Below are 26,652 nucleotides of genomic sequence, written 5' to 3'. Positions count from 1 at the left end.
GATAGGGTGTAGAGACGCATACTTGCAGCTTGTCGTTGAACGATTTCGTGCAAAGGCGCGGCCGACGAAACGCAAATAGGCGTCTCTACATCGTTCAAACCACTTTTTCAATTAACTCAACCCACTTCTTAGAAAATCGTTAGGCGGTCGTGCTTTGGCTGCGTTTCGCATGACCCTCAATCGTCAAACACATTCTTGTATATGAAAGCCTTTGTTCCCACTCTGCTTCTGCTTTTTTGCCTGCCCGCCTGTCAGCAAACTGCTGAGGAGCAGGCACAGGCGCAGGTGAAAGAAGCCGTGCGCACCCACTTCACGCACAGCGAGGACTACCAGCCGGGCGAGTTCCGCTCGCGCCCTTACACGCGCTACGATTCCCTCGCCTACCAGGCGCGCATGGCCGTGCTGAATGCCGCCGCGCTTGCCCCCGATACCGTACCGCCCCTGGCCCTCCCCCCGCGCCGCGCCGCCGATACGGTACGCATTGGTACGCTGCTGGCGCACACTTACGATACGTCGGGGGGGCACGGCATTGTCCGCCACGACAGCGCCACGTATGTGGTCTACCGCTCGGGCACCATGCATGAGGTAGTGCCTGAGGGACTGGTGCGTGCCCGCTTGCGCAAGCTGGGGCGGTAGACCGAGCGGCGGGGCCTGAAATTTGTCGTCCTTTGCAGGATATTTCACTTTGCTCCCATGCGCTACCTGCTGCTCAACAAGCCCTACGAAGTCCTCACTCAATTCACCGACGAAAGCGGCCGGGCTACGCTCAAAGATTTTGTGGCCGTGCCCAACATCTACCCCGTGGGAAGGCTGGACTACGATTCGGAAGGCCTAGTGCTGCTCACCGACGACAAGCAGCTCCAGCACCGCTTATCGGAACCGCGCTTCAAGATTCCGAAAACGTATTGGGTGCAAGTAGAGGGCGAGCCGACGGAGGAAGCCCTGGAGCAACTGCGGCGCGGCGTGGACATCAAATCCGGCTTTACTACCCCCGCTGAGGTAGCGGTGCTGCCCGAGCCGCCCGCGCTGTGGGAGCGGAGCAAGCCGGTACGCTTTCGGGCCAATATCCCCACCAGTTGGGTGCAAATCACGATTTCGCAGGGCATGAACCGGCAGGTGCGCAAGATGACGGCCGCCGTGGGCTTCCCTACCCTGCGCCTGGTAAGGGCCCAGCTCGCTGGCCTCGATCTGCTGGATCTAGCACCCGGCCAGTGGCGCGAGCTGACCACCACCGAAGTACAAACCCTGAAAGACCTGACGGCCGCCCAGACCGCTGAGGCCGGCACCTCCCGCGCCACCGACAGCCGCAAGAAAGGCGAGTTTTGGCCCGGCGGCGTGCGCCCCGGCACCAAGCCCAAAAACGCAGCCGGCGGCTACAACCGCGGCGGCTTCGGCGGCAAACCAGCGGCTCGCACCAACGACAACAAACCCTCTGACAAAGGTAGCCGCGGCGCCAGCCGGAAACCGGGCACCGGCCGCCCAGCCAGCAGCGGCCGCAACGCCGGCCGGAAATAATGCGTCGGCGGTGGTGGCTGTGGGCGTTGCTGCTCGCGCTGCTGGGGATGAATGTGGTGACGTTCTTTCACGCTTGGCGCTTCACGCATTTTGTGGAGGCCGGCGGTCCGCGCACCCAAAGCCCAGAGCGGGTTTCCGCGGCGCAGAAGCTGACGCTGTTGCTTACGGGCGTGCGCAACCCCAAGCCCGTGAACGAGGGCGTACCGTCGTTTCCCTACCAGTCTGTTTTCATTGATAGTCCCAATGGTCGGTTGGCCGCGTGGTATGGCCCGGTGGCCGGGCGGCGCGGCACGGTGGCGCTGTTTCATGGCTACACCAGCAACAAATCAAAGCTGGTAACGGAAGCGGCCTACTTCCGGCGGCTGGGCTACGCGGTGCTGCTGGTCGATTTTGCGGGCAACGGCGGCTCCGAGGGCTACCGCACCACCGTCGGCTACCGCGAGGCCGATGACGTGGCCGCCGCAGTGCACTGGCTGCAACGGCAACCCACCACCGGCCCGATTGTACTGTATGGTCCCAGCATGGGTGCTGTGGCCATTTTGCGGGCTGAAAGTGAGCTGGGTGTACGGCCGGCCGCCAATATAATAGAGTGTCCCTACGGCAGTATGCTGCAAACCGCCCAAAACCGCTTCGCCTCCATGCACGTGCCAAGCTTTCCGATGGCCAATCTGCTGGTATTTTGGGGCGGCGTGCAGAATGGCTTCTGAGCCTACGGACTGAAAGCCACCGACTACGCCACGCACATCACTACCCCTACCCTACTGATGTGGGGAGAGCAGGACGCCCGCGTAACCCGCGCCGAAACCGACGCTGTTTTCCGCGGTCTGCGTGGCCCTAAGCAGCGGCAGGACTTTGCTCTGGCCGGCCACGAGCCCTACTGGCGCAAACAGCCTGCGCTGTGGCAACGGACCATTGCGGGGTTTCTGACTCGTATGCAGTAGGTTGATTGGCTAGTTAAGGGGTAGAGATGCAACATCTTGCTGTATTTCGTCTCCCTTAAATCCCCACGCAGCTATAGCGTTCTAAATGTGTCGATTGGAAAATATAACCTACCCTGTCAAAACAGATTCAGGTTAGAAAATCCGCCTATCCATCCAAGACACGCTATGCCAACGAAAGCCCTACCCTTCTTCCTGATTTTACAGCTTAGCGTATTCGCCGTACGCGCGCAGCAGCGCGACCTGGTGTCCTATGTGAACACGTTGCAAGGCACGAACTCCGACTTTCACCTCACCCGCGGCAACACCTACCCTACCACTGCCCTCCCCTTCGGGATGCACACCTGGACGCCCCAAACCGGCAAAAACGGCGACGGGTGGAAATACCAATACGCTAAGAAAACCATCCGGGGCTTCCAGCAGGCGCACCAGTGCAGCTCCTGGACAGAGGATTATTGCGTGTTCTCGCTGATGCCGGTGAGCGGCCAGCTGGTGGTAGGAGAAAACGAGCGGGCCACCGGCTTCTCCCACACCGACGAAATTGCGAAGCCTAATTACTACAAAGTAACGCTCGCCAACCACGTCACCACCGAAATAGCTCCCACCGAGCGCGGCGCCCACTTGCGGTTTCGGTTTCCGAAAGGGGCCAGCTACGTGGTGCTCGATGGCTATACCGGCATCAGCGAGCTGAAAATATGGCCGAAGGAGCGGAAAATAACCGGCTTCGTCAGCAACAACAAAAGCAACAAAGACCACTCGCTGAAAAGCTACCTGGAAGTGGTATTCGACCAACCCTTCACAGCTTATGGCACCTGGGAAAACCGCAAAAACACCGTGCAGGCCGGCCAGCAGCAAGGCGCCGGCGAGGGGGTAGGCGTGTACCTGCGCTTCAAAGACGGCGCCACGGTGCAGGCCAAAACGGCTTCCTCCTACATCAGCCCCAAGCAAGCCAGCGTGACGCTGCAAAAGGAGCTGGGCAAATTCAAAAGACTGGACGACACCAAAGCTGCCGCGGCCAAAATTTGGAACCAGCACTTGGGCCGGATTAAAATGGAGGGCGGCACGGAGGAAGATAAGGCTACGTTTTACTCCTGTTTTTTTAGGGCTAGCCTGTTCTCGCGCCAGTTCTATGAGTACGACAAAGCCGGCAAGCCGTACTACTTCAGCCCCTACGACAGCAAGGTGCACGAGGGCTATATGTTCACCGACACCGGCTTTTGGGACACCTTCCGGGCGCAGTTTCCGCTAAATGCCCTGCTCTACCCTACCATGCACGGTCGCTACATGCAGGCCTTGCTGGCGGCGCAGGAGCAATGCGGCTGGCTGCCCTCATGGTCGTTTCCCGGCGAAGGGGGTAGCATGATTGGCAACCACGCCATTTCCTTGCTCACTGATGCCTGGATGAAGGGCATCCGCACCTTCGACCCCGAGCAGGCCCTGCGCGCTTACCTGCACGAGGCCACCAACAAAGGCCCCTGGGGTCCCGCCAACGGCCGCCACGGCTTTGCTGAGTACTACCAGCTTGGCTACGTGCCCTACCCCAAATACCGCGAGGCCACGGCCAAAACCCTGGAATACGCCTACGACGACTTCTGCGCCTACCAGCTGGCCAGCGCCATTGGCAACGACTTTTACAAGAATATTTTTACTCGCCAGATGTACAACTACCGCAACGTGTATGACCCCAAAACGGGCTTCATGCGGGGTAGGCAGGCCAACGGCGAGTGGGTAGCAAACTTCAATCCCGTGGAGTGGGGCGGCCCCTTCACCGAGGGCAACGCCTGGCACTGGGAGTGGTCGGTGTTTCACGATATACAGGGTCTAATCAACCTGCTGGGCGGCAACAAAAACTTTGTCAGCAAGCTCGATTCGGTCTTCTCGGAGCCGAACACGGTGGCGGTGGGCACCTACGGCGGCATGATTCACGAGATGACGGAGATGGTGATGGCCGACATGGGGCAGTACGCCCACGGCAACCAGCCCATCCAGCACATGCCCTACCTCTACACCTACGGCGGGCAGCCCTGGAAAACCCAGCAGCACGTGCGCGAGGTGATGCGCAAGCTCTATAACACCACCGAAAACGGCTACCCCGGCGACGAAGACCAGGGCCAGACCTCCTCCTGGTACGTGCTCAGCGCCCTGGGCCTGTACAGCGTCTGCCCCGGCACCGACCAATACGTAATCGGCAGCCCGGCTTTCCCCAAGGCCACCCTCACGCTGGAAAATGGCCGGCAGTTTGTTATCGACGCGCAGGGCAACGCGCCGGCTAACGTCTACATTCAGTCGGCTACTTTAAATGATCAGCCCTACACCCATCACTGGCTCACGTATGGCGACCTGAATAAAGGCGGCAAGCTCACGCTCCAAATGGCCCCTACCCCCGCCCTGACCAGAGGCATAGCTCCGGAGGATGCACCCTTTTCGTTGTCAAAGTAGGCAAGAGTTACCCGAGTTGCCGAATAACTGCGTAGCGGCGAGAGGTTTGTAGAACAAAAGCGTTTCTGGCACGACGCGCTGCGTAGCGGTGCAAGGAATCCATCTGCCCCTTGCACCGCTACGCGGCGCACACTCCTTGTGCCGGCATCTGCTACAAACCTTTCGCCGCTACGCGGCTATCCGGCAATTTTAGCTAAATGGTGAACAGCGAATTTTGAATAACTCACCATTTCACAATTTCACCACTCACCATGGCTGCCTACCTGTCACGTAATCCCTACCCCGGGATTTTCGTAAAAGTCAGTCCGTCGGATATCGGCGGCACGGAATATTGAAAAATGACAATCTGTCACAAAAAAAGGGCTGGTACGCTGCTTGTATCTACCCTTGCGTGCCTGAGTTGCACAACATTCCAAGACACTTCAACTACACACTATAACCCTCCAACATGGGAAAGATAATCGGTATTGACCTCGGTACGACCAACTCCTGCGTCGCCGTAATGGAAGGCAACGAGCCGGTCGTAATTCCGAACAGCGAAGGCCGCCGCACGACGCCGTCGATTGTGGCGTTCCTTGATAACGGTAAAGGTGAGCGCAAAGTAGGTGACCCCGCCAAGCGCCAAGCCATTACCAACCCCACCAACACCATCGCTTCGATCAAGCGTTTCATGGGCCGCAGCTTCTCCGAAGTACGCGGTGAAACCGACCACGTAGCCTACGACGTGCAAGGCGGCTCGAACAACACGGTAGCCGTGAAAATCGGTGACCGTACGTATACGCCGCAGGAAATTTCGGCCATGGTACTGCAAAAGATGAAGCAGACCGCCGAAGACTACCTCGGCACCACGGTAACGGAAGCCGTTATCACGGTTCCGGCTTACTTTAATGATGCCCAGCGCCAGGCTACCAAAGAAGCCGGTGCTATTGCGGGCCTCGACGTGAAGCGCATCATCAACGAGCCGACCGCCGCGGCCCTGGCCTATGGCCTCGACAAACAGCACAAAGACGAGAAGATTGCCGTGTACGACCTGGGTGGTGGTACCTTCGACATCTCGATTCTGGAGCTGGGCGACGGCGTATTCGAGGTACTGAGCACGAACGGTGACACGCACCTTGGCGGTGACGACTTCGACCAGGTTATCATCAACTTCCTGGCCGACCAGTTCAAAGCTGAAAACGATAACCTCGACTTGCGCAACGACCCCTTGGCTCTTCAGCGTTTGAAAGAAGCCGCCGAGAAAGCCAAGATTGAGCTGTCATCGTCGAATGAGACGGAAATCAACCTGCCCTACATCACGGCTACGGCTACCGGTCCTAAGCACTTGGTAGTGAAGCTGAGCCGCGCCAAGTTCGAGCAACTCTCCGACGACCTCGTGCGTCGTTCGATGGAGCCTTGCAAAAAAGCGCTGCAAGACGCTGGCCTGTCGGCTTCTGATATCGACGAGGTAATTCTCGTGGGTGGCTCTACCCGCATTCCGCGCATTCAGGAAGAAGTAGAGAAGTTCTTCGGCAAGAAGCCTAACAAAGGTGTGAACCCCGACGAGGTAGTGGCCATTGGCGCTGCCATCCAGGGTGGTGTACTGACCGGCGACGTGAAAGACGTGCTGCTGCTCGACGTAACCCCGCTTTCGCTGGGTATTGAAACGATGGGCGGCGTGATGACCAAGCTCATCGAGTCGAACACCACGATTCCTACCAAGAAGTCGGAGACGTTCTCCACGGCTTCGGACAACCAGCCTTCCGTGGAAATCCACGTGTTGCAGGGTGAGCGCCCGATGGCTTCGCAGAACCGCACCATTGGTAAGTTCCACCTGGCCGACATTCCGCCAGCACCCCGCGGCGTACCGCAAATCGAAGTAACCTTCGACATCGACGCCAACGGTATTCTGAACGTATCGGCTAAGGACAAAGGCACCGGTAAGGAGCAGAAGATTCGTATCGAAGCTTCGTCGGGCCTGTCGGACGCTGACATTGAGCGGATGAAGAACGAGGCCAAGGCCAACGAGGCCAACGACCGCGCCGAGGCTGACCGGATCAAGAAAGTGAACGAGGCTGACTCGATGATTTTCCAGACGGAAAAGCAGCTGAAAGAGTACGGCGATAAGCTGAGCGGCGGTAACAAAACGGCCGTTGAGAATGCCCTCGCCGACCTCAAGAAGGCGCACGAGAGCAAAGACCTCGCACAGATTGACTCGGCTATGGAAGCCATCAACGCCGCCTGGCAGAATGCCTCGCAGGAGATGTACGCCCAGGGCGGCCCACAAGGCCAGCCCGGCGCAGAAGGCTTCGGCGGACAGCCCGGTGGCAACGGCCAGCAAGGCCAGCCCCAGGGCGCCGACAACGTAACCGACGTAGACTACGAAGAAGTGGACGGCAGCAAGTAATTGCTGACACACGCTAACTAAAAAGGCCCGGAAGAAATTCTTCCGGGCCTTTTTGCGTTATTTTTTCTCCTGCTATTCTACGCCTCTTGTCATCCTGAACGCAACGCAGTGGAGCGAAGGACCCCATTATAATAGAACGAGTTGTTGTTGTGCTAATCGTTCCTACATGATAAGGTCCTTCGCTCCAATGCGTTGCGCTCAGGATGATAACCTATTCTATCACTCCTTTTCCTCTTCTACCTCTGCCTTCTCGGCATCGGGGCAATGGGTAGGGGTGCTGCGTACGTGGGCGGGTACGGTGACGGTCTTGCCGTGGTAGGTGCGCGTGTAGGCCGGCACCCGGATAAATTTCTGTCCTTTTTCTGTCTGAGCCATGCTGCTGTTGATTAGGGCCAAGTGGCCTGTGCAGCCACGGAGCGGTTGGCATTCGGTATAGTTGAACCTACGGGATACGTCGGCTCGCTGTTTCATCCCATTGTTCAGGCATTTATCTTATCTTACCTTGCAAAATCGTTTTAGCATTTCTGCCTGTAATTGAAGTCCATCTTTAAAATAAGTAGAACAATACCCTCATAGCGGTGCTAGGAAAAGCAACTAATACCCTGTATGTTGAGTCAATTGGCAGCTGGCAACAGTGTATTGCTGTTGGCTATTGACTTTGTTTTCCGCTTCCTCTTGTTCGTGCAGTCAGCCTTTACGGTCTTTCCTACCCTACCCATAAACCACACTACATGAAACTTCTCGTTGTCAGTATTGCAGCGCTGATAGCCTGTAGCCCGCTCGCGCCGGCCAACAAGCAGTCGGCCAGCAAAAAGCCCCAGGTATTGTTTGATGGCAAAACCACCAATGGCTGGCACCTCTACCTGAAACCCGACGCCACGCCCGCGTGGAAGGCCGTGAACGGCACCCTACAACTGGACCCGAAAGCCGAAGGCCAGGGCGACTTGGTGACGGATAAAGAGTACGAAAACTTCGAGCTGGCCCTGGACTGGAATATTACGGAAGCCGGCAACAGCGGCATCATCTTCGGCGTGCAGGAAGATCCAAAGTTTCATGCCACCTACCAAACCGGTATCGAGATGCAAGTGTTGGACAACATCAAGGCATCAGACAACAAAAAAGCAAACCACTTGGCCGGCTCCTTATATGATATGAAAGCCCCGGCCAAAGACGTGGCGAAACCCGCCGGCGAGTGGAATAAGGTGAAGCTGCGCAAGCAAAACGGCCACCTCACGTTCTGGCTGAACGGCACCAAGATCGTGGAAACGCAGATGGGTAGCCCAGAGTGGAACGAGCTGATCAACAACAGCAAGTTTAAAACCTGGAAAGACTTTGCCGCCTACCCCAAGGGCCATATTGCCCTGCAAGACCACGGCCACGAAGTAGCCTTCCGCAACATCACCATTACAGAATTATAAGACCCTCATTTCTCCCGCTGGTCGAAATGACGGTCTCACAACGCGCAACTCAACTCGCAATTGGCAACTCAATATAGAATATGAGCACTTTTGAAATTAAGAAATCGGGGACGGTATACGATGCCGTTATCGTGGGTTCGGGGGCCGGGGGCGGCATGGCGGGCTACGTGCTGGCTCATGCCGGTCTGAAGGTCTTGATGCTGGAAGCCGGTGCCTACTTCGATCCGGCCAAAGACGCGCAGCAGCTGAAGTTCTCGTACGAGTCGCCGCGGCGCGGGGCCTCTACGGTGCGCCCCTTTGGCGACTTTGACGCAGCCTATGGCGGCTGGGAGCTGGATGGCGAACCGTATACCACCAAAGACGGTACGCAATTCGACTGGTTCCGGGCACGCATGATGGGCGGGCGCACCAACCACTGGGGCCGCATCTCACTGCGCATGGGCCCCAACGATTTCAAGAGCCACCACATTGACGGCCTCACCGATGACTGGCCCATCACCTACGACGAGGTGAAGCCCTACTACGACAAGCTGGACCGCCTCATTGGTATCTACGGCACCGTGGAAAACCTGGAAAACGAGCCCGATGGCATTTTCCTACCCCCACCCAAGCCCCGTCTCAACGAGCTGTTCATTAAGAAGGGCGCCGAGAAGGCCGGCGTGAAGGTAATTCCCGGCCGGGGCTCAGTGCTCACCGAAGCCCTACCCGACAACAAAGACCGGGGCGCCTGCTTTTTCTGCGGGCAGTGCGGCCGTAGCTGCAAGGTGTACGGCGACTTCTCCGCGTCGTCGTGCCTGGTGATTCCGGCCCTGAAAACCGGCAACATGAAGCTCATCACCAACGCCATGGTGCGCGAGGTGCTGACCGACGCCGACGGCCTGGCTACGGGCGTGTCGTACGTAGACAAGGAAACGTTGCAGGAATACCAGGTGCTGGGCAAGACGGTGATTCTGGGTGCCAGCGCCGGCGAATCGGCCCGCTTGCTACTCAACTCCGTGTCGACGCGCCACCCCAACGGTCTCGCCAACAGCAGCGGTGTGGTGGGCAAGTACATTCACGACTCCACTGGTGCCAGCCTGGGCGGTTTCCTACCCCAGTTGATGGACCGCAAGCGCTACAACGAGGACGGTGTGGGCAGCGTGCACATCTACACCCCTTGGTGGCTCGACAACAAAAAGCTGAACTTCCCCCGCGGCTACCACATCGAGTACGGCGGCGGCATGCACATGCCTTCCTACGGCTTTGGGATGGGCATGCACAAGCTGAACGGCCTGGTGCCCGACCGCGACGGCAACAAGAAAGAAGCCGGTGGCTTTGGCGCCTCGCTGAAGGATGATTACCGCCGCTTCTACGGCACGCAGGTAGGTATGGCCGGACGCGGCACCGCCATTGCCCGCATCGATAACTACTGCGAAATCGACAAGGACGTGGTGGATAAGTACGGCATTCCGGTCCTGAAATTCCACTACAAGTGGACCGATGCTGAGGTGCAGCAGGCCCGGCACATGCAGGAAACCTTCCAGGAAATTATGCACGGCATGGGCGCCGTTATCACCTCCAAAATCCCCGGTCCCGAAACCAACTACGGGCTGGAAGCACCCGGCCGCATTATTCACGAGGTAGGCACCGTGCGCATGGGCGACGACCCCAAGAAATCGGCTCTCAACAAATGGTCTCAGGCGCACGACTGCAAAAACCTGTTTGTGGTAGATGCCGCGCCGTTTGTGCAGCAAGGCGACAAAAACGCTACCTGGACGATTCTGGCTCTGTCGATGCGCACGAGCGAGTACATCCTGGACCAGCGCAAGAAACAAAACGTGTAACCAGCCTCATTTTTTAGTCAGATTCAGATGAAAAGACGGGATTCGTTAAAAGCTATCGGCCTCACGGCCCTTTCTACCGGGCTGCTGCTGGATAGCTGCAAAAGCGACACGGAGAATAAGCAGGTTCCGACCGCCAAACAGGCTACCCCCGAGGAAACTGCCGGCCGGGAAGCCTTTGAAATAGAGCGCGATAAAAAACTGCACGAAGAGACCTTCTTCACCAAGCACGAAATGGCCACCATCACGGTGCTGGGCGACATTATCATTCCAAAAGATGAGAAGTCGGGTAGTGCTTCCGATGCGGGCGTGCCGGCCTTCATTGAGTTCATTGTGAAGGACATTCCCAGCCACCAGGTGCCCATGCGCGGCGGGCTGCGCTGGTTGGATATCCAATGCAACACCCGCTACGGCAAGCCCTTTGTGGATTGCAGCCAGCAGCAGCAGCTGGAGATGGTAACGGCCATTGCCTACCCCCAGAAAGCCAAGCCAGAAATGGCATCCGGCGTCGCGTTCTTCAACCGCATGCGCGACCTCACGGCTACAGGCTTCTTTACCAGCAAGATAGGCATTGAGGACATCGGCTACGCCGGCAACACGCCCAACCGCTGGACCGGCGTGCCCGAAGACGTGCTGAAGCAATACGGCATGGAAAACGTGAAGGTGTAGGGTAGCTTTCTTAGTAGAAATAAGCCCGTCATGCTGCGCTTGTCGAAGCATCTCGCGTGCTGATGGTAGATACTATCTGTCGTCAGCACGCGGGATGCTTCGGCAAGCGCAGCATGACGGGCTTACTTATTTCCCTACTCTTCCTTCCAGCCTCAACCTGCTTGTTCATACCCCGTTCATTGTAGAAACGCTATACTGCCGTATGCATTTTCTTATCATTGGAGCGGGTATTGGAGGATTAACTGCCGCCATAGCCCTACGGCGGCAGGGCCATACGGTACAGGTATACGAGGCAGCGCCTATGTTGCGCGAGGTAGGCGCGGGCGTGGTGTTGGGCCTGAATGCCATGCGTGCCCTCCACGACCTGGGCCTGCACGAAGCGGTGCGCGCCGCCGGTAGCCCCATCACCGAGCTGCACCTGGTAGACCAGCAGGGTAGGCAGCTCAACCACACCGATACGCGCCCGTTCAGCCACCGGCTGGGCTTCGAGAACCTGGGCATTCACCGGGCGGCCCTGCAGCAGGCGTTGCTGCGCCAACTGCCCAGCCACTGCCTCACGCTGGCCTGCCCCTTCGAGCGGTTTGAGGTGCTGGCTACCGGCGAGGTGCGCGCCCATTTTGCCAATGGCAGCGAGGCTGTGGGTCACGCCCTGCTGGGCGCCGACGGTATACGATCCAGGGTGCGGCGGCAAATACTGCCGGGCACCGAGCCGCGCTACGCAGGCTACACTTGCTGGCGGGCTGTGGTCGATGCGTCGACCCTTGGCCTACCCACCGGCCACGCCTACGAAACCTGGGGGCGCACTGGCCGCTTTGGCTACGTGCCGCTGGCCCACGGGCAAACGTACTGGTTTGCGTGCATCAACAGCGCGCAGCCGCGCAATCCGCATTTTCAGCATTTTCGGGTGGCCGATTTGCGGCGGCATTTCGCCGATTTTCACGCGCCCGTGCCGCAGCTCCTGGCCCTCACCCGCGACGACCAGTTGCTCTGGAACGACATCATCGACCTGAAGCCCATTCCGCATTTTGCCCACGGCCCGGTGCTGCTGCTTGGCGACGCGGCCCACGCCACTACCCCCAACCTGGGCCAGGGCGCCGGCCAAGCCGTGGAGGACGCCGCCATCCTGGCCAATTGCCTGGCCAACCAAGCCGATATACGCGAAGCATTCCAAACGTTTGAGGCCCGGCGCCACGCCCGCACCACCCGCATCGTACAGCTGTCGTGGCACTTAGGCAGGGTAGCGCAGCTGGAAAACCCTACCCTCGTTCGCTTGCGCAATACCGTTATGCGGTACGTGCCGGCCAGCATCAATCAACAGCAAATGGCTTTTCTGTTTGAAGAAGGGTATTGAGTGGTGAAGGATTTGGCAGAAATCCTCTGTCATCCTGAGCACAGCGAAGGACCTTCTCACGCGTGGACGAGTCGTTGTTGCGTCCGCTGTTCTAGTGTGAGAAGGTCCTTCGCTGCGCTCAGGATGACAGAGGGGTTTATTACTACCTCACGCTTGCTTTTCCTGCGCTTCTTCGCGCTCCTCTTCAGCCTCCTCAGCAAAGCCAGCGGCAATTTTTTCTTCGGCCTCCTCGTGGTCTTCGGCGTCGGGCTTGGCGGCTTCAGCTTCCTGTTCGGCTTCATCCTCGGGCTCGTAGCTAAGGGTGATGCAGATCGGGAAGTGGTCGGAACCAATGTATTCCAGCCGGTGCATCTGCACCACTTTGAAGTGGGGCGAGTGGAAGATATGGTCCAGCGGCCAGCGCAGCAGAGAATAGTCGGCGTGGAAGGTAGGCATCAGCCCCCGGCCAATACGCGGGTCGAGCAGGCCGCTGATACGGCGAAACAGCTCGGAAGTGTGCGACCACGCTACGTCGTTCAGGTCGCCGGCCACAATCGTTGGCTGGTCCTTATTCTCTATCTCGCGTCCAATTAGCAGCAGCTCTGCGTCGCGGCGGGTGCTGGTTTCGGCCTCGGCGGGCGCTGGTGGCTTGGGGTGCAGGCAGTGCAAGCACACTTCCTCACCCGATTTCAGCATCACCTGCGCATGAAACGAGGGCACCTCATCATCCACAAGATAGCGAATGTGGGCATCGCGCAGCTCCAGCCGCGAAAAAAGTAGCAGGCCGTACGTATTGGGTAGGGGCTCGTATGCCGTGTAAGGGTAGTCTTTTTCCAGCACGCGCAGCTGGTCCAGCCACCATTGGTCCGTTTCGACGGCCAGTAGCACATCGGGCCCACAGTCGCGGATAGCCCGCAGGCAAGCTTCGGCATTGCGGTTGGTCATCAGCACGTTGGTCACCATCACCGTAATCTGGCGGTCTTTGTTGGCGAGTCCTTCCGGGTCGCTATCTGCCACTTGCTTGGGCCGCAGGGGCGTATAGGGCAAGATGCGCACCAGCTGATACACAATGCACATGCCCAGCGCTACCCCCAAGGCAAGACGCCAGCGTAAATCGGGCAGCAACAGTAGGCCGGCCGCCGCCAGCAAGGCACCTACCACAATTTGCAGACGCGGAAAATCAAAAATCCGAATCCACCAGTCCTGCGCCCGCAGGATGGGCACCGCTGTGGCAATAAGAGTGAAAGCGGCCAACAAAAGCGTCAGCAGCTGGCCTGCCAGTAACCACCAAGGGGCGTCGAAGTCGAGCAATTGTACAACGTTGAGGGAGGGAGATGCCAATAGCTACGGCTGCCAGCCGGTTTCGTTCAGCCTCAACAGCAAGGGTAGCCCGACAAACATACGATTTTGCATTTTTGCGCCGTCCCGGTAGCATGTACCTTTGCCCGCGGGGCTTCTCCCTCACCGCCTATGGACATAAATATTCTGATTGCCACGTTCACCACCTTGTTTTCCGTGGTGAATCCGTTTGGGGCCATGCCGGTTTTCCTGACTCTGACCGAAAACGATACGGCCCCCGAGCGCAGCCGCACGGCGTTGCGGGCGTGTATATACATGGTGTGCATCATGGCGGTGTCGTTTTTTGCCGGTCAGTATGTGCTCAATTTCTTCGGTATCAATATCTACCATTTGCGCATCGCGGGTGGCATTCTGCTGATGCGCTCAGCCTTCGACCTACTCACACCCGGCGCCAACAAATCGAAGGTATCGGACGCCACGGTGGAAGACAGCAAGCAGAAAGACGATATTTCCTTTACGCCGCTGGCTATGCCCATGCTCTCGGGACCGGGCTCTATTGCCGTGTGCATCGGCCTGTTTACCAGCCGCTTGTCGTATTCTGGCGTTGCGCTTACCCTGGTAGGCTTCGTGCTGGTAGCCTGTGCCAGCTTCCTGATTCTGGTGAGCAGCCTGCGCCTCACCCGCGTAATGGGCCGCGCCGGCATGACGGCTATGGCCCGCGTAATGGGCTTTCTCACGCTCAGCATTGGCGTCAGCTTTATTGCCACGGCTATTCGGGCGTTGTTTATGAAGGGGTAAATGGGTGCATAGGTGAATGAGTTTGTGAAAACGCGCCTGTCATCCTGAGCAGCGCGAAGGACCTTCTCACGTGTGAACGGGTCGTTGGTACATCAATCGTTCTGTGGGCATAAGGTCCTTCGCTGCGCTCAGGATGACAGGCGCGTTTTCACAAACTCACTATTTCACAACCTCACAATTTCACCATTTCCCCTCTACCTTTGCGGCATGCTCAAGAATGATTTGCTGTTGCGTGCCGCCCGCGGCGAAGAAACCGAACGTACTCCTGTGTGGCTGATGCGCCAGGCGGGCCGTATTCTCCCCCAATACCGCGAGTTGCGGGGCCGCCTCAGCGGCTTCAAAGAGCTGGTAGAAACCCCCGAGCTGGCGGCCGAAGTCACCATTCAGCCCGTAGATGCGCTGGACGTAGATGCGGCTATTATTTTCTCTGATATTCTGGTGGTGCCCGAGGCCATGGGCCTACCCTATGAGATGGTAGAGGCCCGCGGGCCACTATTCCCCGATACAGTGAAGTCGGCGCAAGATGTGGCCCGCTTGCGCGTGGCCGACCCCGAGGAGCACCTGGGCTACGTGCTGGAGGCCATTCGCGTCACCAAAACAGCGCTGAATGGCCGCGTACCGCTGATCGGTTTTGCCGGCGCGCCCTGGACTATCTTGGCGTATATGGTGGAGGGACACGGCTCTAAAACCTTCTCCAAAGCCCGGCGCCTGCTTTATGCCGACCCCGAGCTGGCGCATGAGTTGCTGCGCAAAATCACGGCTACGACCATTGCCTACCTGCAAGCCCAGGTGGCAGCCGGCGCCAACCTGATTCAGGTGTTCGACTCGTGGGCCGGCATCCTGCCGCCCGACCATTACCGCGAGTTCAGCACGCGCTACATCCGCGAAATCTGCCAGGCTATTCCCGATGTACCCGTAACGGTATTCGCCAAGGGCGCCTACTTCGCTACCGCCGATTTTGCCGAGCTACCCTGCCGCACCATTGGCCTCGACTGGAATGAGGACCCGCGCACCGTGCGCCCACTCGTAGGCGACAAAACCCTACAAGGCAACCTCGACCCCTGCGCCCTCTACGGCTCGCCGGCGCAAGTGCGCGAGGCTACCATCGAGATGTTGCGCCGCTTTGGCCCCCACCGCCACATTGCCAACCTGGGCCACGGCGTCTATCCCGACACCAACCCCGACAACGTGCGCGTATTCATCGAAACCGTGAAGGAATTTAGCACTACCCTAAGGGCATAATCCCCTACCCTGCCTAGGCCAAAGGCCCGCCGGAAGCATGTTCCGGCGGGCCTTTGCATTACATAGTATCATCTTATTTCTCCAACACTCGAATGCTTACCCGGCGGTTGAGTGAGCGGCCATCGGGCGTGTCGTTGCTGGCAATGTTGTCCAGGGCGCCGTAGCCGATGGCTTCCACGTTGTTTGGGTCGACGCCCATGCTGATGAGGGTAGTGCGGGCGGCTTGCGCCCGGTCGCGGCTCAGGCGCAGGTTGAGCAGTGGGTCGCCTGAGCTATCAGTGTAACCGCCAATCCGCACTTCGGCCTTGGGAAAGGTCTTCAGGATGCTGGCTACGTTGGAAAGCTGCCACATCGACTCGTTGGTGAGCGTGGCCTTGCTGGACTCAAAATAGATGCGGTCGAAGCCAATCCAGCCTTTCAACGGGTTCAGCGTGTCCACATCCATCATGGGGTCGGCCAGAAATTGGTATAGGCGACTTTCGGTGGAATTGGAGCCGATAATCTGCTGCAAGCCGCCGCTCAGTTTCAGCACCACCGGCACCCCAGCGTTGCCGTACACGTAGCCGCCGCCACTGTTAGGGGTAGTATTGGTGGCGATGACCGTGGGGTAGCCCCCAGCGGCCTGGAAGTTTTCGTTGGTCACCACGTTGATGGGGTTGGCGGCGTCCCAGGTGGTGCGGTTATCGGAGGCGGCAGTGGGTAGGGAAAACCGGTCCCGAGCCGATAGTGCATTACTGGCCAAGGCATTGTCGGGCAGTTGGTAGTTAATAGTAGGCGCCGTTTGGCGGCCCAGCACGAAGCTCGCAATGGCAATGGCGACCATCAATGCAATCCATCCCCAGCGGCCGTTACCGCCACCACGGGCAGCAACCGGCTCGCGGGGCACGGCAGTGAAGGCGGGTAACGGTGGCAAAGCCGGGCGCACACGCTGGGCTTGCACCTGCCCGTTACCCTGCCCTTGCAACCATTGACTGAGCGCTTCAGCATCCCATTGGTTAGCAGCAGCTTTTTGGCCCAGAAGCGCAGTTGCCACAAGAGTTGCTTGCCCAACCAACTGGCTTACCTCACCGGCATCGGCACCCGTATCAGTCGCGATACTGTGCATCGTGCCGTGGTAGCGGTCCTCTAACAACGATTTCATTAACTCGTTGCCTTGTTGAATAGTCGCCGGTTCATGCAAAGCAGATGGCTGCTTAAGCACTTGGGAAGCAGGCGTTTGGCGGATTGCCTTCCAGATTATTTCTTGTCCACCTACCTGCCGAGCTACTTCGGTCAGCTTGGCTACTATTAGCTCGGTAATTCGAGTAATTGCTGCTTTAGTACCTGTTGAGCTAGTAGTTGTATTGAGCAGCACCTCATGGCTTCCAAGGAAATGTCTGATTTCATCCGAAAAATTTTGTCCATCAACCATAAGAAATCGCATTAGTGATTACGCACCATAAATTAAATCCAATTTTTTAATGGATTATAACTAATTTATGTACGTAATTACAAAGCGGTTAGATTGATGCCCCTCGAAATAGTAGGGTATACCGTGACAATTAAGTTCGCGTGAGACATCTCGATGTATACGCATCGGTCACTCTGTGCAGCGGCGGCTTCGCTCAGTTTAACCCAGGTCCAGACCTACGGTTTGTGCTTCCGTCAGCAGTTGCTGCTTGGCAATGGGTACTACACCTACCTGCTCACACACCAGTCCGCCACCCAAGTTGGCCAGGGCGGCGGTGGCCGGAGCCCCTACCCCCAACGCCACGCACAAAGCTGCAATGCTAATAACCGTATCGCCGGCCCCGGAAACGTCGGAAATGGCGCGTATATGGGCCGGAATGTATGTTTGCTGCTGCTGTGCATCTTCAATAAATACCCCGCGCTCCGAGAGTGTCACAAGCACGTTATCGGGTTGTAGCTCCTGCCGCAGCCGAGCTACAGCCGCTTCAAAGTATGGTCGGTCAGCATCGGTATCACCAAATTCCAGCTTCAGGCCTTCGCGCAACTCTTTTAGATTAGGCTTGAACAGCGTGCAGTGCTGGTAGGCCAGAAAGTTTTTCTTCTTCGGGTCGACTACCGTAGGCACTTGCCGCGCACGCGCCAGTTGGATGAAACGCTGAATGGTTGCTGCATTCAGCACGCCTTTGTCGTAATCCTCAAATACGACCACATCGGCGCGGGCCAGCAGCTGTTCGTAGCGGGCATGCAGGCTGGTATTTTCTACTTCGTTGAGGTCGTGCTCTACCTCTGCATCGAGGCGGAGCAGCTGCTGCCCGCCGGCCAGCACACGCTGCTTCACGGTGGTAGGGCGGTGGGCACTGCGCACAATACCTTCGGCCGATAGTTTGCGCTCCTGCAACAATGTGAGCAGCTGGTCGCCCCCTTGGTCCTCACCTACCACAGCACATAGCAGCGGGGTAGCGCCCAGGGCCTGCACGTTCAGGGCCACGTTGGCGGCACCACCCAGGCGCTGCTCGGTACGCACCACATTCACCACTGGCACCGGTGCTTCCGGCGACAGGCGGCTGGCCTTCCCCCACACATAGGCATCCACCATCACATCGCCCACAATCAGCACCGTGAGTTGGTTGAACGCAGAAAACAGATCGGGCAGTGTGGCGGGTGTAGCAAGCTGAGGCATTACGCAAAGACTAGTAAGGCCGCAAAGGTAGGGAAGTGGTGAAATTGTGAGTTTGTGAAGTTGTGAAGAAGGGTGTCATCCTGAGCGCAGCGAAGGACCTTATCACGCGTGAACGACAGACGTCTCAACGACTCGTCCCAACGTGATAAGGTCCTTCGCTGCGCTCAGGATGACACCCTTCTTTTCTAACTCACCACCTCACAAACTCACAACCTCACTATTATCCCAGCTTCTCAATGCTAGTCTTAATACGGTTGAAAGCTTCTTGCAGCTTCTCATCGGCAGCTGCGGTGCTGAAGCGGATGCAGTTGGGCGCTCCGAAAGCATCGCCACTTACAGCTACCACGTGCGCGTCGCTGAGCAGGTAGAACGCCACATCGGCCGACGTTTCCAGCACTTTGCCTTCGGGTGTAGTCTTGCCAAAGCAGCCGCTCACATCGGGGAAGATGTAGAAGGCGCCCTCGGGCACCGGCGTGCGAAAACCGGGGATGTCCTGCACCAGGTCCAGCACCAGGTCGCGGCGGCGACGGTAGGCGGCTACCATTTCATCGGCCGAGGCACGGCCACCTTGCAACGCGGCCAGACCGGCGCGCTGGGCAATAGAGCAGGTGCCAGACGTGATTTGGCTCTGGAGCTTGTCGCAGGCCGAGGCAATTTCCTTGCTGGCCGCCAGGTAGCCCACGCGCCAGCCCGTCATGGCGTACCCTTTTGAGAAGCCATTCACGGTAATCACCCTGTCTTTTATCTCCTCAAACTGTGCGATGCTCACGTGCTCGCCCACAAAGTTGATGTACTCATAAATCTCATCGGCCATCACCAGCACTTGGGGGTGGCGGGCCACTACCTCGGCAATAGCCGCTAGCTCCTCCCGCGAGAATACGGCGCCCGTGGGGTTGCAGGGTGAGGAATACATGATGAGCTTGGTACGGGGCGTAATGGCGGCTTCCAGCTCCTGGGCCGTCACTTTATAGTCGTTTTCGATGGTGCCCATCAGCGGTACGGGTACGCCCTCGGCCAGCTTCACCATTTCCTCGTAGCTCACCCAGTAGGGTGCAAACACGATTACCTCGTCGCCGGGGTTTATCACGCTCAGCACCACGTTGGCCAGCGACTGCTTGGCACCGGTGCTCACCACAATCTGATCGGGCTGGTAGTCGAGGTTGTTGTCGCGCTTGAACTTGGCGGAAATTGCCTGGCGCAAGTCCAGGTAGCCGGGCACGGGCGTGTAGAACGTGTAGCCCTCGTCGATGGCCGTTTTGGCGGCGTCCTTGATGTACTGCGGCGTTTGGAAATCCGGTTCACCAAAGCTCAGGCTAATAACGTCGACGCCTTGGGCGGCCAGTTCGCGGCCTTTTTTGGCCATGGCAATCGTTTGGGATTCCTGCAAAGCGTTGATGCGGTCGGACAACACGGAGGCAACGGAGGTAGCGGAGCTGGACATGCGAAAAGGATGAAACAGGTCAGAAGTTCGGCCAATGTACGGATTTGAGTTGAAGCCGCGCCGCTTTACCTGCTCTTTTTACGCTGCCTACTACTCAGTCGCGCGGCGCATTATTGGCCTCGGGCACCCAGCCCAGCCACCGGAAGCAGCGCACCAGCACGCTCATATCCGGAGCGGGTGTGTAAGTAGAGGCCGCCTGTTCCGGCGCGTAGTAGTCGCCGGGCGATACGCGGCTGGAGCTACCCACGATGTACTCGCTTCCATGGGCCAGTATGCGATACGCAACTTCCAGCCGCTGGGGCAGTTGCATCATCAGGGTCATAATTTGCTGCGACGTCAGATCCTGACCGCAGAATACCAGTTCGTCTACCCGATGGCGGCGCAGGATGGCTGGCAGCTCGCTCACGGTGCCTAGTTGCTCCTGATGGCCTTGGGTAGGGCGCGGGCTTACGTGCCCTACTACGCACACGGGCGCACCAGATTGCCGCAGCAACTTGCGTACCCGGTTGCTTTCACTCTCTGACCCCACAATGGCCACGCGCCGGGCACGGAACTGGTGCAGGTGCACACTGCCGTGGCGTACGGCATGCACCGCCATCCGCCAACCCGCCATCATGGCTGCCGCCCAACTGCCGCCCAGCAGCAGGGCTTTCGCCGCGTAGCCGGCCTTCGCAAAGCCATCGACGGCCAACAGCGCCACCGTGCCCAGCAGGATACCCCGCACGATGGGCCAGAGGCGTGGGGGCTGGTCGTAGGTACCACTGAGGTAGGCGGCCGTCAGCCAGGTAGCCACCCACGCCGGCACGGCCGCCGGATTTGCTATGGCTGCATCGGGCCAGTAAGCGCGCATGGTTAGTAGGCCGGCCCCTACCCCCACAGCATCCAGCAGCACAGGGGTACAGCCGGCCACTATGCGGTGGGCCACGGCGGCACCAGCACGCAACCAAATAGCTAGATTCAGCAATAGGCTAAACACACTAGCCTTGCCCGGCGCAAAGTGCTTGTCCGCAAAAATGACCATGGCCTGGTAAAACACGAACACATAGTTGATGCTCGTGCGCCGGGTGCTTTCGCCTTTGTAATGAATGATGCGGGTGCCGGGATAGTAGTAGTTCTTCCAGCCACCCTGCGTGAGCCGGTACGAGAGGTCGATGTCTTCCCCGTACATGAAATAGTCCTCATCAAGCAGCCCTACCTCATCTAGCGCTTGCCGGCGCATCAGCATGAACGCGCCGCTGAGCACGTCTATTTCGTGGGTTTGGTCCTTATTGAGGTAGCCCAGGTGGTAGCGGCCAAAGGTGCGCGACTTGGGTAGGAGCCACGCCAGACCGAATATTTTGTAGAAGGCAACCCAGGGCGTGGGCAACCCGCGCTTGCTCTCGGGCAAAAACCGGCCCTGGCCATCCAGCATGTGCACGCCCATGCCGCCACCCTCGGGATGCTCGTCCATAAACTGGCAGCACTGCCGGAAGGTATCTTCCTCCACTACCGTATCGGGGTTGAGCAGCAGCACGTACTGGCCGCGGGCGCGGCGCAGGGCTTGGTTGTTGGCGGTGCTGAAACCGGGATTGGTTTTGTTTTCAATAAGCACTACCTCCGGGAAGCGCGCCCGCACCATCGCTACCGAGCCGTCGGCCGAGTGGTTGTCCACCACAAATACCTCCACGGGTTCGTTCAGACAAGCCGCTGCCTTGCGCACCGACAGCAGGGCCTGCTCCAGAAAGTGGCAAACATTGTAGCTGACAATGATAACGGAGAGCTTCACGCGGCGGGTAGGTAGGGCGGAGTGCAAGGTGAACAAATTACGGTGAACTACCTAAAAAGCCCTACCCTACCCTTGCATAATCCTATGATAGCATAGCCGCTATCCTTCCGTGGCATACAAGGCTCCATTCAATGCTACTACGGCAGGATTAAAATCTTCTCTAGCTACCAAAAACTGAATATTCACCTTCCGCAAAGCAAACCCGGCGCTCTTGATGTTGATGCCAGCCCCGGCCAGCGCACCCGCCGCCCGCGCTAGTAGCCCCGGCTCATCGATATTGGAGCCAATAATACAGACCATGGCGGCCTTTTCCACGGTCACCTTCTCAAATTTGGCTTGCAGCTCTTCTACCAGCTGCGGCTTAAAGTCTTTCTCCCAGATAACCAGCGAGATGCTATTGGCGCTGGTGGCTTTAAAAGAATAGCTGATGCCCAGCCGGGCAAAGGCTTCCATGATGTGCAGGTCGAAGCCTACCCCCCCTACCATCAGCGGGTCGTACACGTCTACAATCAGCACACGGTCGGTGCCGGTGACTACCTCCACGCGCTTGGTGGGGCTCACGTAGTCTTCGGTGATGAGCGTGCCGGGGTGCTCCGGCTCGAAGGTATTTTTGATGCGCAGGTTAATCTTGTTGATTTCCAGCGGCTTGGATGCTTTTGGGTGGATAGCTTCCATGCCTACGTCGGCGAGTTGGTCGGCCACATCGTAGTTGGTGAAGCCTACCGGGGCACAGTTGGCCAACCCTACCACGCCAGGGTCGGCGGTGCACAGATGGTACTCTTTGTGAATGATGGCCTCCTGCGGCCGCACAGCTACGGCTATCTTGCTGAACGTCACTTCGGAATAGCCCCGATCAAACTCCCGCATAATGCCCTCTGTGCCCTTGGTATAGCCGGTGGCAATGCAGATGGTAGAGGCGAAATCGATGCTGCCAAATGCCTTCTGAATACGCTGGTCGATGGTGTAGGGCGTGGCGTCATGGAAACCGCTCAAATCTACTAGGGTAGCATTGATGCCGCGGTTTTGCAGGATATTGACAGAGTTGAAAGCCGAGTGCGACTCCCCGATGGAAGCCAGAATCTCGCGGGCGGCCTGCAAGATGTTTTCGCTGCTCACGTAGCCCGAGGCCAGAATGCTGGCTAGGTTGTCGAGGTAGCCTTGGGCATCTTGGATGCGCTGCGCGATGAACGCGTTGGCTACGGCTAAATCCAGCCCTAGCGGCTCATACTGTTTGTTCAGCTCCTGGAGCTGGTCGCTCACCTCACTCAGTGCCTGCCGGAACTGCTCGTGCTTGGCAAAACGGTGGTAGACGCCCGGCGCGCCGGTTTTCTTGTTCTCCAGCAGCCAGTTGGTGACACCAGCATAGGCCGACACAACGAAGATGCGATTGTAAAGCGCCGCACCCTCGCGGCCATACAGGATGATGTTATCAAGCACATCCCCAAAAGCACTCATAGAAGTGCCACCTATTTTTTCTACCGTAAGCATACTGGCAAAAATAGCCCGGAAATATTGAGTGTTGCGTGTCGAATTAACAGACTCTATGTCTCTACCACAAAAAAAGCCGCCGGAAGTAAACTCCGGCGGCTTCACTTATGAAGCAATAATATACCTTATCGCGCCTGGCGCTGGCGTTCTACAATGCTGCGGCCCAGCGTAATTTCATCGGCGTATTCCAACTCGCCCCCAACCGGGATGCCGCGGGCAATGGTACTGATATTGACGCCTTCCTGGTCGCGGAGCTTGCGCGAGAGGTAGAAGGCCGTGGTATCGCCCTCCATGGTAGGGCTGATGGCCAGAATCACTTCCTGCACCTCCGAGCCGGGCGCCGTCACGCGCTCTAGCAGCGTATCAATGTGCAAGTCGCCGGGGCCGATGCCCTCGATGGGCGAAATCACGCCACCCAGCACGTGGTAGGTGCCCTGGTACTGACCGGTATTCTCAATGGCAATCACGTCGCGGATGTCGGATACCACGCAGATAGTGGCGTGGTCGCGCAGCTTATTGGCGCAGATGCTGCACTGCTCCGTATCGGAAATATTATGGCAGGTCTGGCAGTAGGTGATGTCGAAGCGCATTTTGGCCAGCGCTTCCGCTAGGTTGCTGGTGGTTTCGGTTTCGGCTTTGAGGAGGTGCAGGGCCAAACGCAGGGCGGTTTTCTTACCAATACCCGGCAGCTTAGCCAGCTCACCCACGGCATTTTCTATCAGCTTGGAGGGAAATTCCATTCAAAAGAGGAAAGGAGTAAAATAGACTGTCATCCTGAGGCCGGCAAGATACCATATTCCGCCGGCCCGTTTCTTAACAACGAACAGGGGGTGATAAGGTCCTTCGCCGGGCTCAGGATGACAGAATTTTTCGGGAGGAAAGCTGCTACAGAATGTCAGCCGAAATACCCCGGTCGTGAATGGCGGTGCACATGCCCGTTAGCTCATCATAGGCGCCGTGCTTTACGGTGCACTTGCCTTTGTGATGAATGAGCAACGTGCACTGCTCTGCCTGCTCGGGCTCGTGCTGGCACACGTCGATCAGGGTTTTGATAACGTGCTCAAACGTATTCACATCATCGTTGTACACGACCAAGTCGCGCACGTCGATGGTTTCTTCCAGGAGTAGTACGTCCTCGTCGTAGTCGATTTGCGGGTTACTATGCATGGTGCAAATTTACGAAAAAACCGGGTAAAAGGTCAACCTCAACCGCACCTTTCTAACGGGATAACCCCTTGATAAGCTGCATACTTGCTTACCGGTGTCGGATCTGCCGCACAATTGTCTGGTCGGTAATCTGGTCATCGGTCATGAGCAGCATGGCTTTGCTGAGGATAATTGACAAGATAGCGTCTCCCTCGAAGGGTAGGAATACACCGGTGGCGGTGACTGTTTTGGTCGAGCGGTCGGGCACAATGCACAGGTACTGGTCGTTGGGCGTCATCAGGATATTGCCGCTACCTAAATGAATTTTGTAAGTACGCAGCTTGCCTTTCACTTCCAGAAAATTGCCGTTGATCTGGCTCACCTTTCCGAGTTGCATGCGGGGCACCAGTCGCTCCAGGGCCGCCTTGCGGGTTTTCGCTACTTCGCCTAGCTCCCCAAACGAGTAGTTTTGCCAGTAGTCCCGGTACTGCACTAGGCCGCCATTGTCGCGCCAAAGCGGGTCGTTGCCTACCGAGGCTACCCCCACAAATAGGTCCACATCGCGCATCACCTCCGAAAACACCAGCGGCGGTACTTCCGGCAGCGGTACGGGGCCGTGGTCGTTCACGAAACGCACTTGGTCGGTGCTCACGTAGTTCCAGATACCAGCTTCATTCCAGGCACCATCGGCATTAACTTCACTCACCCAAAACTGCGCTTCCAGGCCGTGCGTGGGTAGTTCTAGCGTAGTCGAGTCCGATTCGTAGCCTTTATCGTAGTTGCCCATGAGGCGGTAGTTCCAGCCACGGCCACGCGCCAGAGCGCTGAACTGGTGCTGGCGCAGCACGTGCGCGGCCATGCGATTGGAGTACGTGCGCGTGCGTTCCTCGGGCGGCGTAAGCAGATACACCTCGCGGTAGGCCTGCTTGAATGGCTGGCGCAACTGTATGCTATCAAGCAGATTGCGCCAGGCCAGCACTTCGTCGGTGGTACTCAGCACGGGGTGCCAGAGCTGCACGGTGTCGGCCTCATTGGGTTCGGGTAGGGTCTCCTTCTGCGCGGTGCGCCAGGCATCGTCAAGCCACAGCGCGTCGTGGTGGGTGCCATCGGGGCGGTGAAAACGCCAGATAAGCGGCCGGGTTAGTTCACCCATCAGCCCATGTTCCAGGTAGTAGCACTGAAATCGGGGCCACGTGATGCGCCGATCTATGATGTAGCTCCGGTCGAGCCGGTCGCGTTGCGTGGTATAGGTATGCTGGGCCTGCGCTTGGACGAGTTTGAGCGCACGCAACTCCTCGGCGTGGGTGCGTTTGAGCGCCGCCGGCACCGCTTTCATGCTTTTATCTCCTTTGCTCCACTGCACCTCTACTTTGCCGGTGTGCAGTTGCAGCACGGCGCGGTAGTCGCCCAATTCATGCAGCGCACGGCCGTGGGCTAAGCCACAGTCCGGTACGGCCATATCTTCCAGTTCGGCGGGCGTCATGCCCAGCGCCAGAGACGCGGTTTCGAGGTAGCGCCCAATAAGGTTTTTCGTGTTGCTTTGCTTCACAATGCTGTGCAGGCGCGAGAGGTGCGTCACACCTGCCTGACCCCGCTGGGCCAGTGCCCACAGGCACGCATTGCCGAGGCCCGGCGCCAGGGGTCCTTTACCTGGAGTTTTGCGGTAGCACTTCGCCGCTAGCTCGGCTATGTAGTGCGGCAACGCAGCACTGGGCAGCAACCCGCTCGTCCACAGCAAACCTTTTACAACCTCCTGGTTTGGAGTGCTCAAGAAATGCCATTCGGTGTGGGTGTAGGTATAGCTACCATAGTGCTGCGTACGGTTCAGCTCCTGCACCGGTAGTTTCGTCAGGCCATTCAGCCAGACTTCATACTGAGCCGCCACTTTTTCTGCCCCCACCGCGGCTACAGCCGCTGCCGCTGCTTTCTGAAACTTGCCCGTAGGTTGCGCTCCACTCACATTCTGGCACAGTTGCAATAGCCGCAACCAGGATCCATCCGCATCGCTACCGTGCAGCCCCTGCACAAACTCATTCAAGGCTACGCCAAACAGATCATCGGTAGGAAAAACAACCACGGGCAGCTCTGCGACCCCGCTGGCCCTCAGGATATCCTGAATTTTAGCGCGCAAATTTCCCAGCCTGTTATCGGAGCTAGAGACGCCACGCAGCCGGAGTTGCTTCAGGTAGGCAATCAGCGCTTCCGATATTTCTTCTTTGGCCGCCAGCTTTTCCACTTGGCTTAGCGTGAGCATGAGGTGGTCCGATTACGCTGGACAGTTTAGGGCGTTAGGTTGGAGGAGCTGTTGGTGAGTAAGATACGGTGTCTG

General features: G+C 58.0%; 22 protein-coding genes. 12 read left to right on the top strand and 10 right to left on the bottom strand.

Annotated elements, in window-relative coordinates; all coding sequences use genetic code 11:
- Positions 1–201: 201 nt before the first annotated feature.
- The 6 genes from H8B15_RS14515 (at position 202) to dnaK (ending at position 7,278) form a co-directional block, all read left to right on the top strand.
- Positions 202–636 (top strand): hypothetical protein, encoded by a 435-nt coding sequence (locus H8B15_RS14515; RefSeq protein WP_187320396.1) that lies wholly within the window; start codon positions 202–204, stop codon positions 634–636.
- A gap of 57 nt (positions 637–693) precedes the next feature.
- A complete protein-coding gene (locus tag H8B15_RS14510) occupies positions 694–1,515 on the top strand; it encodes a pseudouridine synthase (RefSeq protein WP_187320395.1) in 822 nt (273 codons plus the stop codon).
- Entirely contained in the window at positions 1,515–2,222 is a 708-nt protein-coding gene (locus H8B15_RS14505) for an alpha/beta hydrolase (protein WP_187320394.1), read from the top strand. Before H8B15_RS14510 ends, H8B15_RS14505 begins: the two co-directional genes overlap by 1 nt.
- A gap of 57 nt (positions 2,223–2,279) precedes the next feature.
- On the top strand, positions 2,280–2,456 hold the full coding sequence (locus tag H8B15_RS14500) for a hypothetical protein (protein ID WP_187320393.1): 177 nt from the start codon (positions 2,280–2,282) through the stop codon (positions 2,454–2,456).
- A 165-nt stretch (positions 2,457–2,621) separates the two neighbouring features.
- Complete coding sequence (locus H8B15_RS14495; RefSeq protein WP_187320392.1) at positions 2,622–4,892, top strand: GH92 family glycosyl hydrolase; 2,271 nt, start codon at positions 2,622–2,624, stop codon at positions 4,890–4,892.
- Between the two features lie 448 nt (positions 4,893–5,340).
- A complete protein-coding gene (gene dnaK, locus H8B15_RS14490) occupies positions 5,341–7,278 on the top strand; it encodes a molecular chaperone DnaK (protein ID WP_187320391.1) in 1,938 nt (645 codons plus the stop codon).
- Between the two features lie 219 nt (positions 7,279–7,497).
- On the opposite strand, the gene H8B15_RS14485 is transcribed toward dnaK, so the two are convergent.
- Positions 7,498–7,653 carry a hypothetical protein gene (locus H8B15_RS14485; RefSeq protein ID WP_187320390.1) on the bottom strand — a complete coding sequence of 52 codons (156 nt, stop codon included), beginning with the start codon at positions 7,651–7,653 and terminating at the stop codon, positions 7,498–7,500.
- Between the two features lie 356 nt (positions 7,654–8,009).
- Here H8B15_RS14485 and H8B15_RS14480 point away from each other — a divergent pair, with 356 nt between their 5' ends.
- The 4 genes from H8B15_RS14480 to H8B15_RS14465 all read left to right on the top strand — a co-directional run bounded on the left by H8B15_RS14480 (position 8,010) and on the right by H8B15_RS14465 (position 12,536).
- Positions 8,010–8,696, top strand: coding sequence for a 3-keto-disaccharide hydrolase (locus H8B15_RS14480; protein ID WP_187320389.1), 687 nt, complete (start codon positions 8,010–8,012; stop codon positions 8,694–8,696).
- 80 nt (positions 8,697–8,776) lie between these two features.
- Positions 8,777–10,519 carry a GMC oxidoreductase gene (locus tag H8B15_RS14475; protein WP_187320388.1) on the top strand — a complete coding sequence of 581 codons (1,743 nt, stop codon included), beginning with the start codon at positions 8,777–8,779 and terminating at the stop codon, positions 10,517–10,519.
- Positions 10,520–10,546: 27 nt separating this feature from the next.
- Positions 10,547–11,185 (top strand): gluconate 2-dehydrogenase subunit 3 family protein, encoded by a 639-nt coding sequence (locus H8B15_RS14470; RefSeq protein WP_187320387.1) that lies wholly within the window; start codon positions 10,547–10,549, stop codon positions 11,183–11,185.
- A gap of 202 nt (positions 11,186–11,387) precedes the next feature.
- Positions 11,388–12,536 carry an FAD-dependent monooxygenase gene (locus H8B15_RS14465; protein WP_187320386.1) on the top strand — a complete coding sequence of 383 codons (1,149 nt, stop codon included), beginning with the start codon at positions 11,388–11,390 and terminating at the stop codon, positions 12,534–12,536.
- A 147-nt stretch (positions 12,537–12,683) separates the two neighbouring features.
- Here H8B15_RS14465 and H8B15_RS14460 read toward each other — a convergent pair whose 3' ends face one another.
- A complete protein-coding gene (locus tag H8B15_RS14460; protein WP_216859159.1) occupies positions 12,684–13,856 on the bottom strand; it encodes an endonuclease/exonuclease/phosphatase family protein in 1,173 nt (390 codons plus the stop codon).
- A gap of 129 nt (positions 13,857–13,985) precedes the next feature.
- Here H8B15_RS14460 and H8B15_RS14455 point away from each other — a divergent pair, with 129 nt between their 5' ends.
- Both H8B15_RS14455 and hemE read left to right on the top strand, forming a co-directional pair.
- On the top strand, positions 13,986–14,612 hold the full coding sequence (locus tag H8B15_RS14455; protein WP_216859158.1) for a MarC family protein: 627 nt from the start codon (positions 13,986–13,988) through the stop codon (positions 14,610–14,612).
- A 207-nt stretch (positions 14,613–14,819) separates the two neighbouring features.
- Positions 14,820–15,854 carry a uroporphyrinogen decarboxylase gene (gene hemE, locus H8B15_RS14450; protein ID WP_187320385.1) on the top strand — a complete coding sequence of 345 codons (1,035 nt, stop codon included), beginning with the start codon at positions 14,820–14,822 and terminating at the stop codon, positions 15,852–15,854.
- A gap of 73 nt (positions 15,855–15,927) precedes the next feature.
- Here hemE and H8B15_RS14445 read toward each other — a convergent pair whose 3' ends face one another.
- The 8 genes from H8B15_RS14445 to H8B15_RS14405 form a co-directional block, all read right to left on the bottom strand.
- Positions 15,928–17,265, bottom strand: coding sequence for an OmpA family protein (locus tag H8B15_RS14445; protein ID WP_343069165.1), 1,338 nt, complete (start codon positions 17,263–17,265; stop codon positions 15,928–15,930).
- Between the two features lie 198 nt (positions 17,266–17,463).
- Entirely contained in the window at positions 17,464–18,483 is a 1,020-nt protein-coding gene (locus H8B15_RS14440) for a bifunctional heptose 7-phosphate kinase/heptose 1-phosphate adenyltransferase (RefSeq protein ID WP_187320383.1), read from the bottom strand.
- A gap of 220 nt (positions 18,484–18,703) precedes the next feature.
- The gene (locus H8B15_RS14435) at positions 18,704–19,924 is read right to left on the bottom strand and encodes a pyridoxal phosphate-dependent aminotransferase (protein ID WP_187320382.1); all 1,221 of its coding nucleotides are present in this window, start codon (positions 19,922–19,924) and stop codon (positions 18,704–18,706) included.
- Between the two features lie 94 nt (positions 19,925–20,018).
- Positions 20,019–21,716 carry a glycosyltransferase gene (locus H8B15_RS14425; RefSeq protein WP_216859157.1) on the bottom strand — a complete coding sequence of 566 codons (1,698 nt, stop codon included), beginning with the start codon at positions 21,714–21,716 and terminating at the stop codon, positions 20,019–20,021.
- A gap of 72 nt (positions 21,717–21,788) precedes the next feature.
- Positions 21,789–23,177, bottom strand: a complete 1,389-nt coding sequence (locus tag H8B15_RS14420) for an aspartate kinase (protein ID WP_187320380.1) — start codon at positions 23,175–23,177, stop codon at positions 21,789–21,791.
- 125 nt (positions 23,178–23,302) lie between these two features.
- A complete protein-coding gene (gene recR / locus H8B15_RS14415; protein ID WP_185280899.1) occupies positions 23,303–23,917 on the bottom strand; it encodes a recombination mediator RecR in 615 nt (204 codons plus the stop codon).
- Positions 23,918–24,062: 145 nt separating this feature from the next.
- A complete protein-coding gene (locus H8B15_RS14410) occupies positions 24,063–24,344 on the bottom strand; it encodes an ATP-dependent Clp protease adaptor ClpS (RefSeq protein WP_187320379.1) in 282 nt (93 codons plus the stop codon).
- An 88-nt stretch (positions 24,345–24,432) separates the two neighbouring features.
- Complete coding sequence (locus H8B15_RS14405; protein ID WP_187320378.1) at positions 24,433–26,577, bottom strand: DUF4132 domain-containing protein; 2,145 nt, start codon at positions 26,575–26,577, stop codon at positions 24,433–24,435.
- Positions 26,578–26,652 lie beyond the last annotated feature (75 nt).

Origin of the sequence: Hymenobacter citatus (assembly GCF_014333615.1) — a bacterium.
In the GTDB taxonomy this organism is placed as follows: domain Bacteria; phylum Bacteroidota; class Bacteroidia; order Cytophagales; family Hymenobacteraceae; genus Hymenobacter; species Hymenobacter citatus.
Note: the sequence above shows the minus strand (reverse complement) of the source record. Positions and strands in the feature narration are given on the sequence as shown.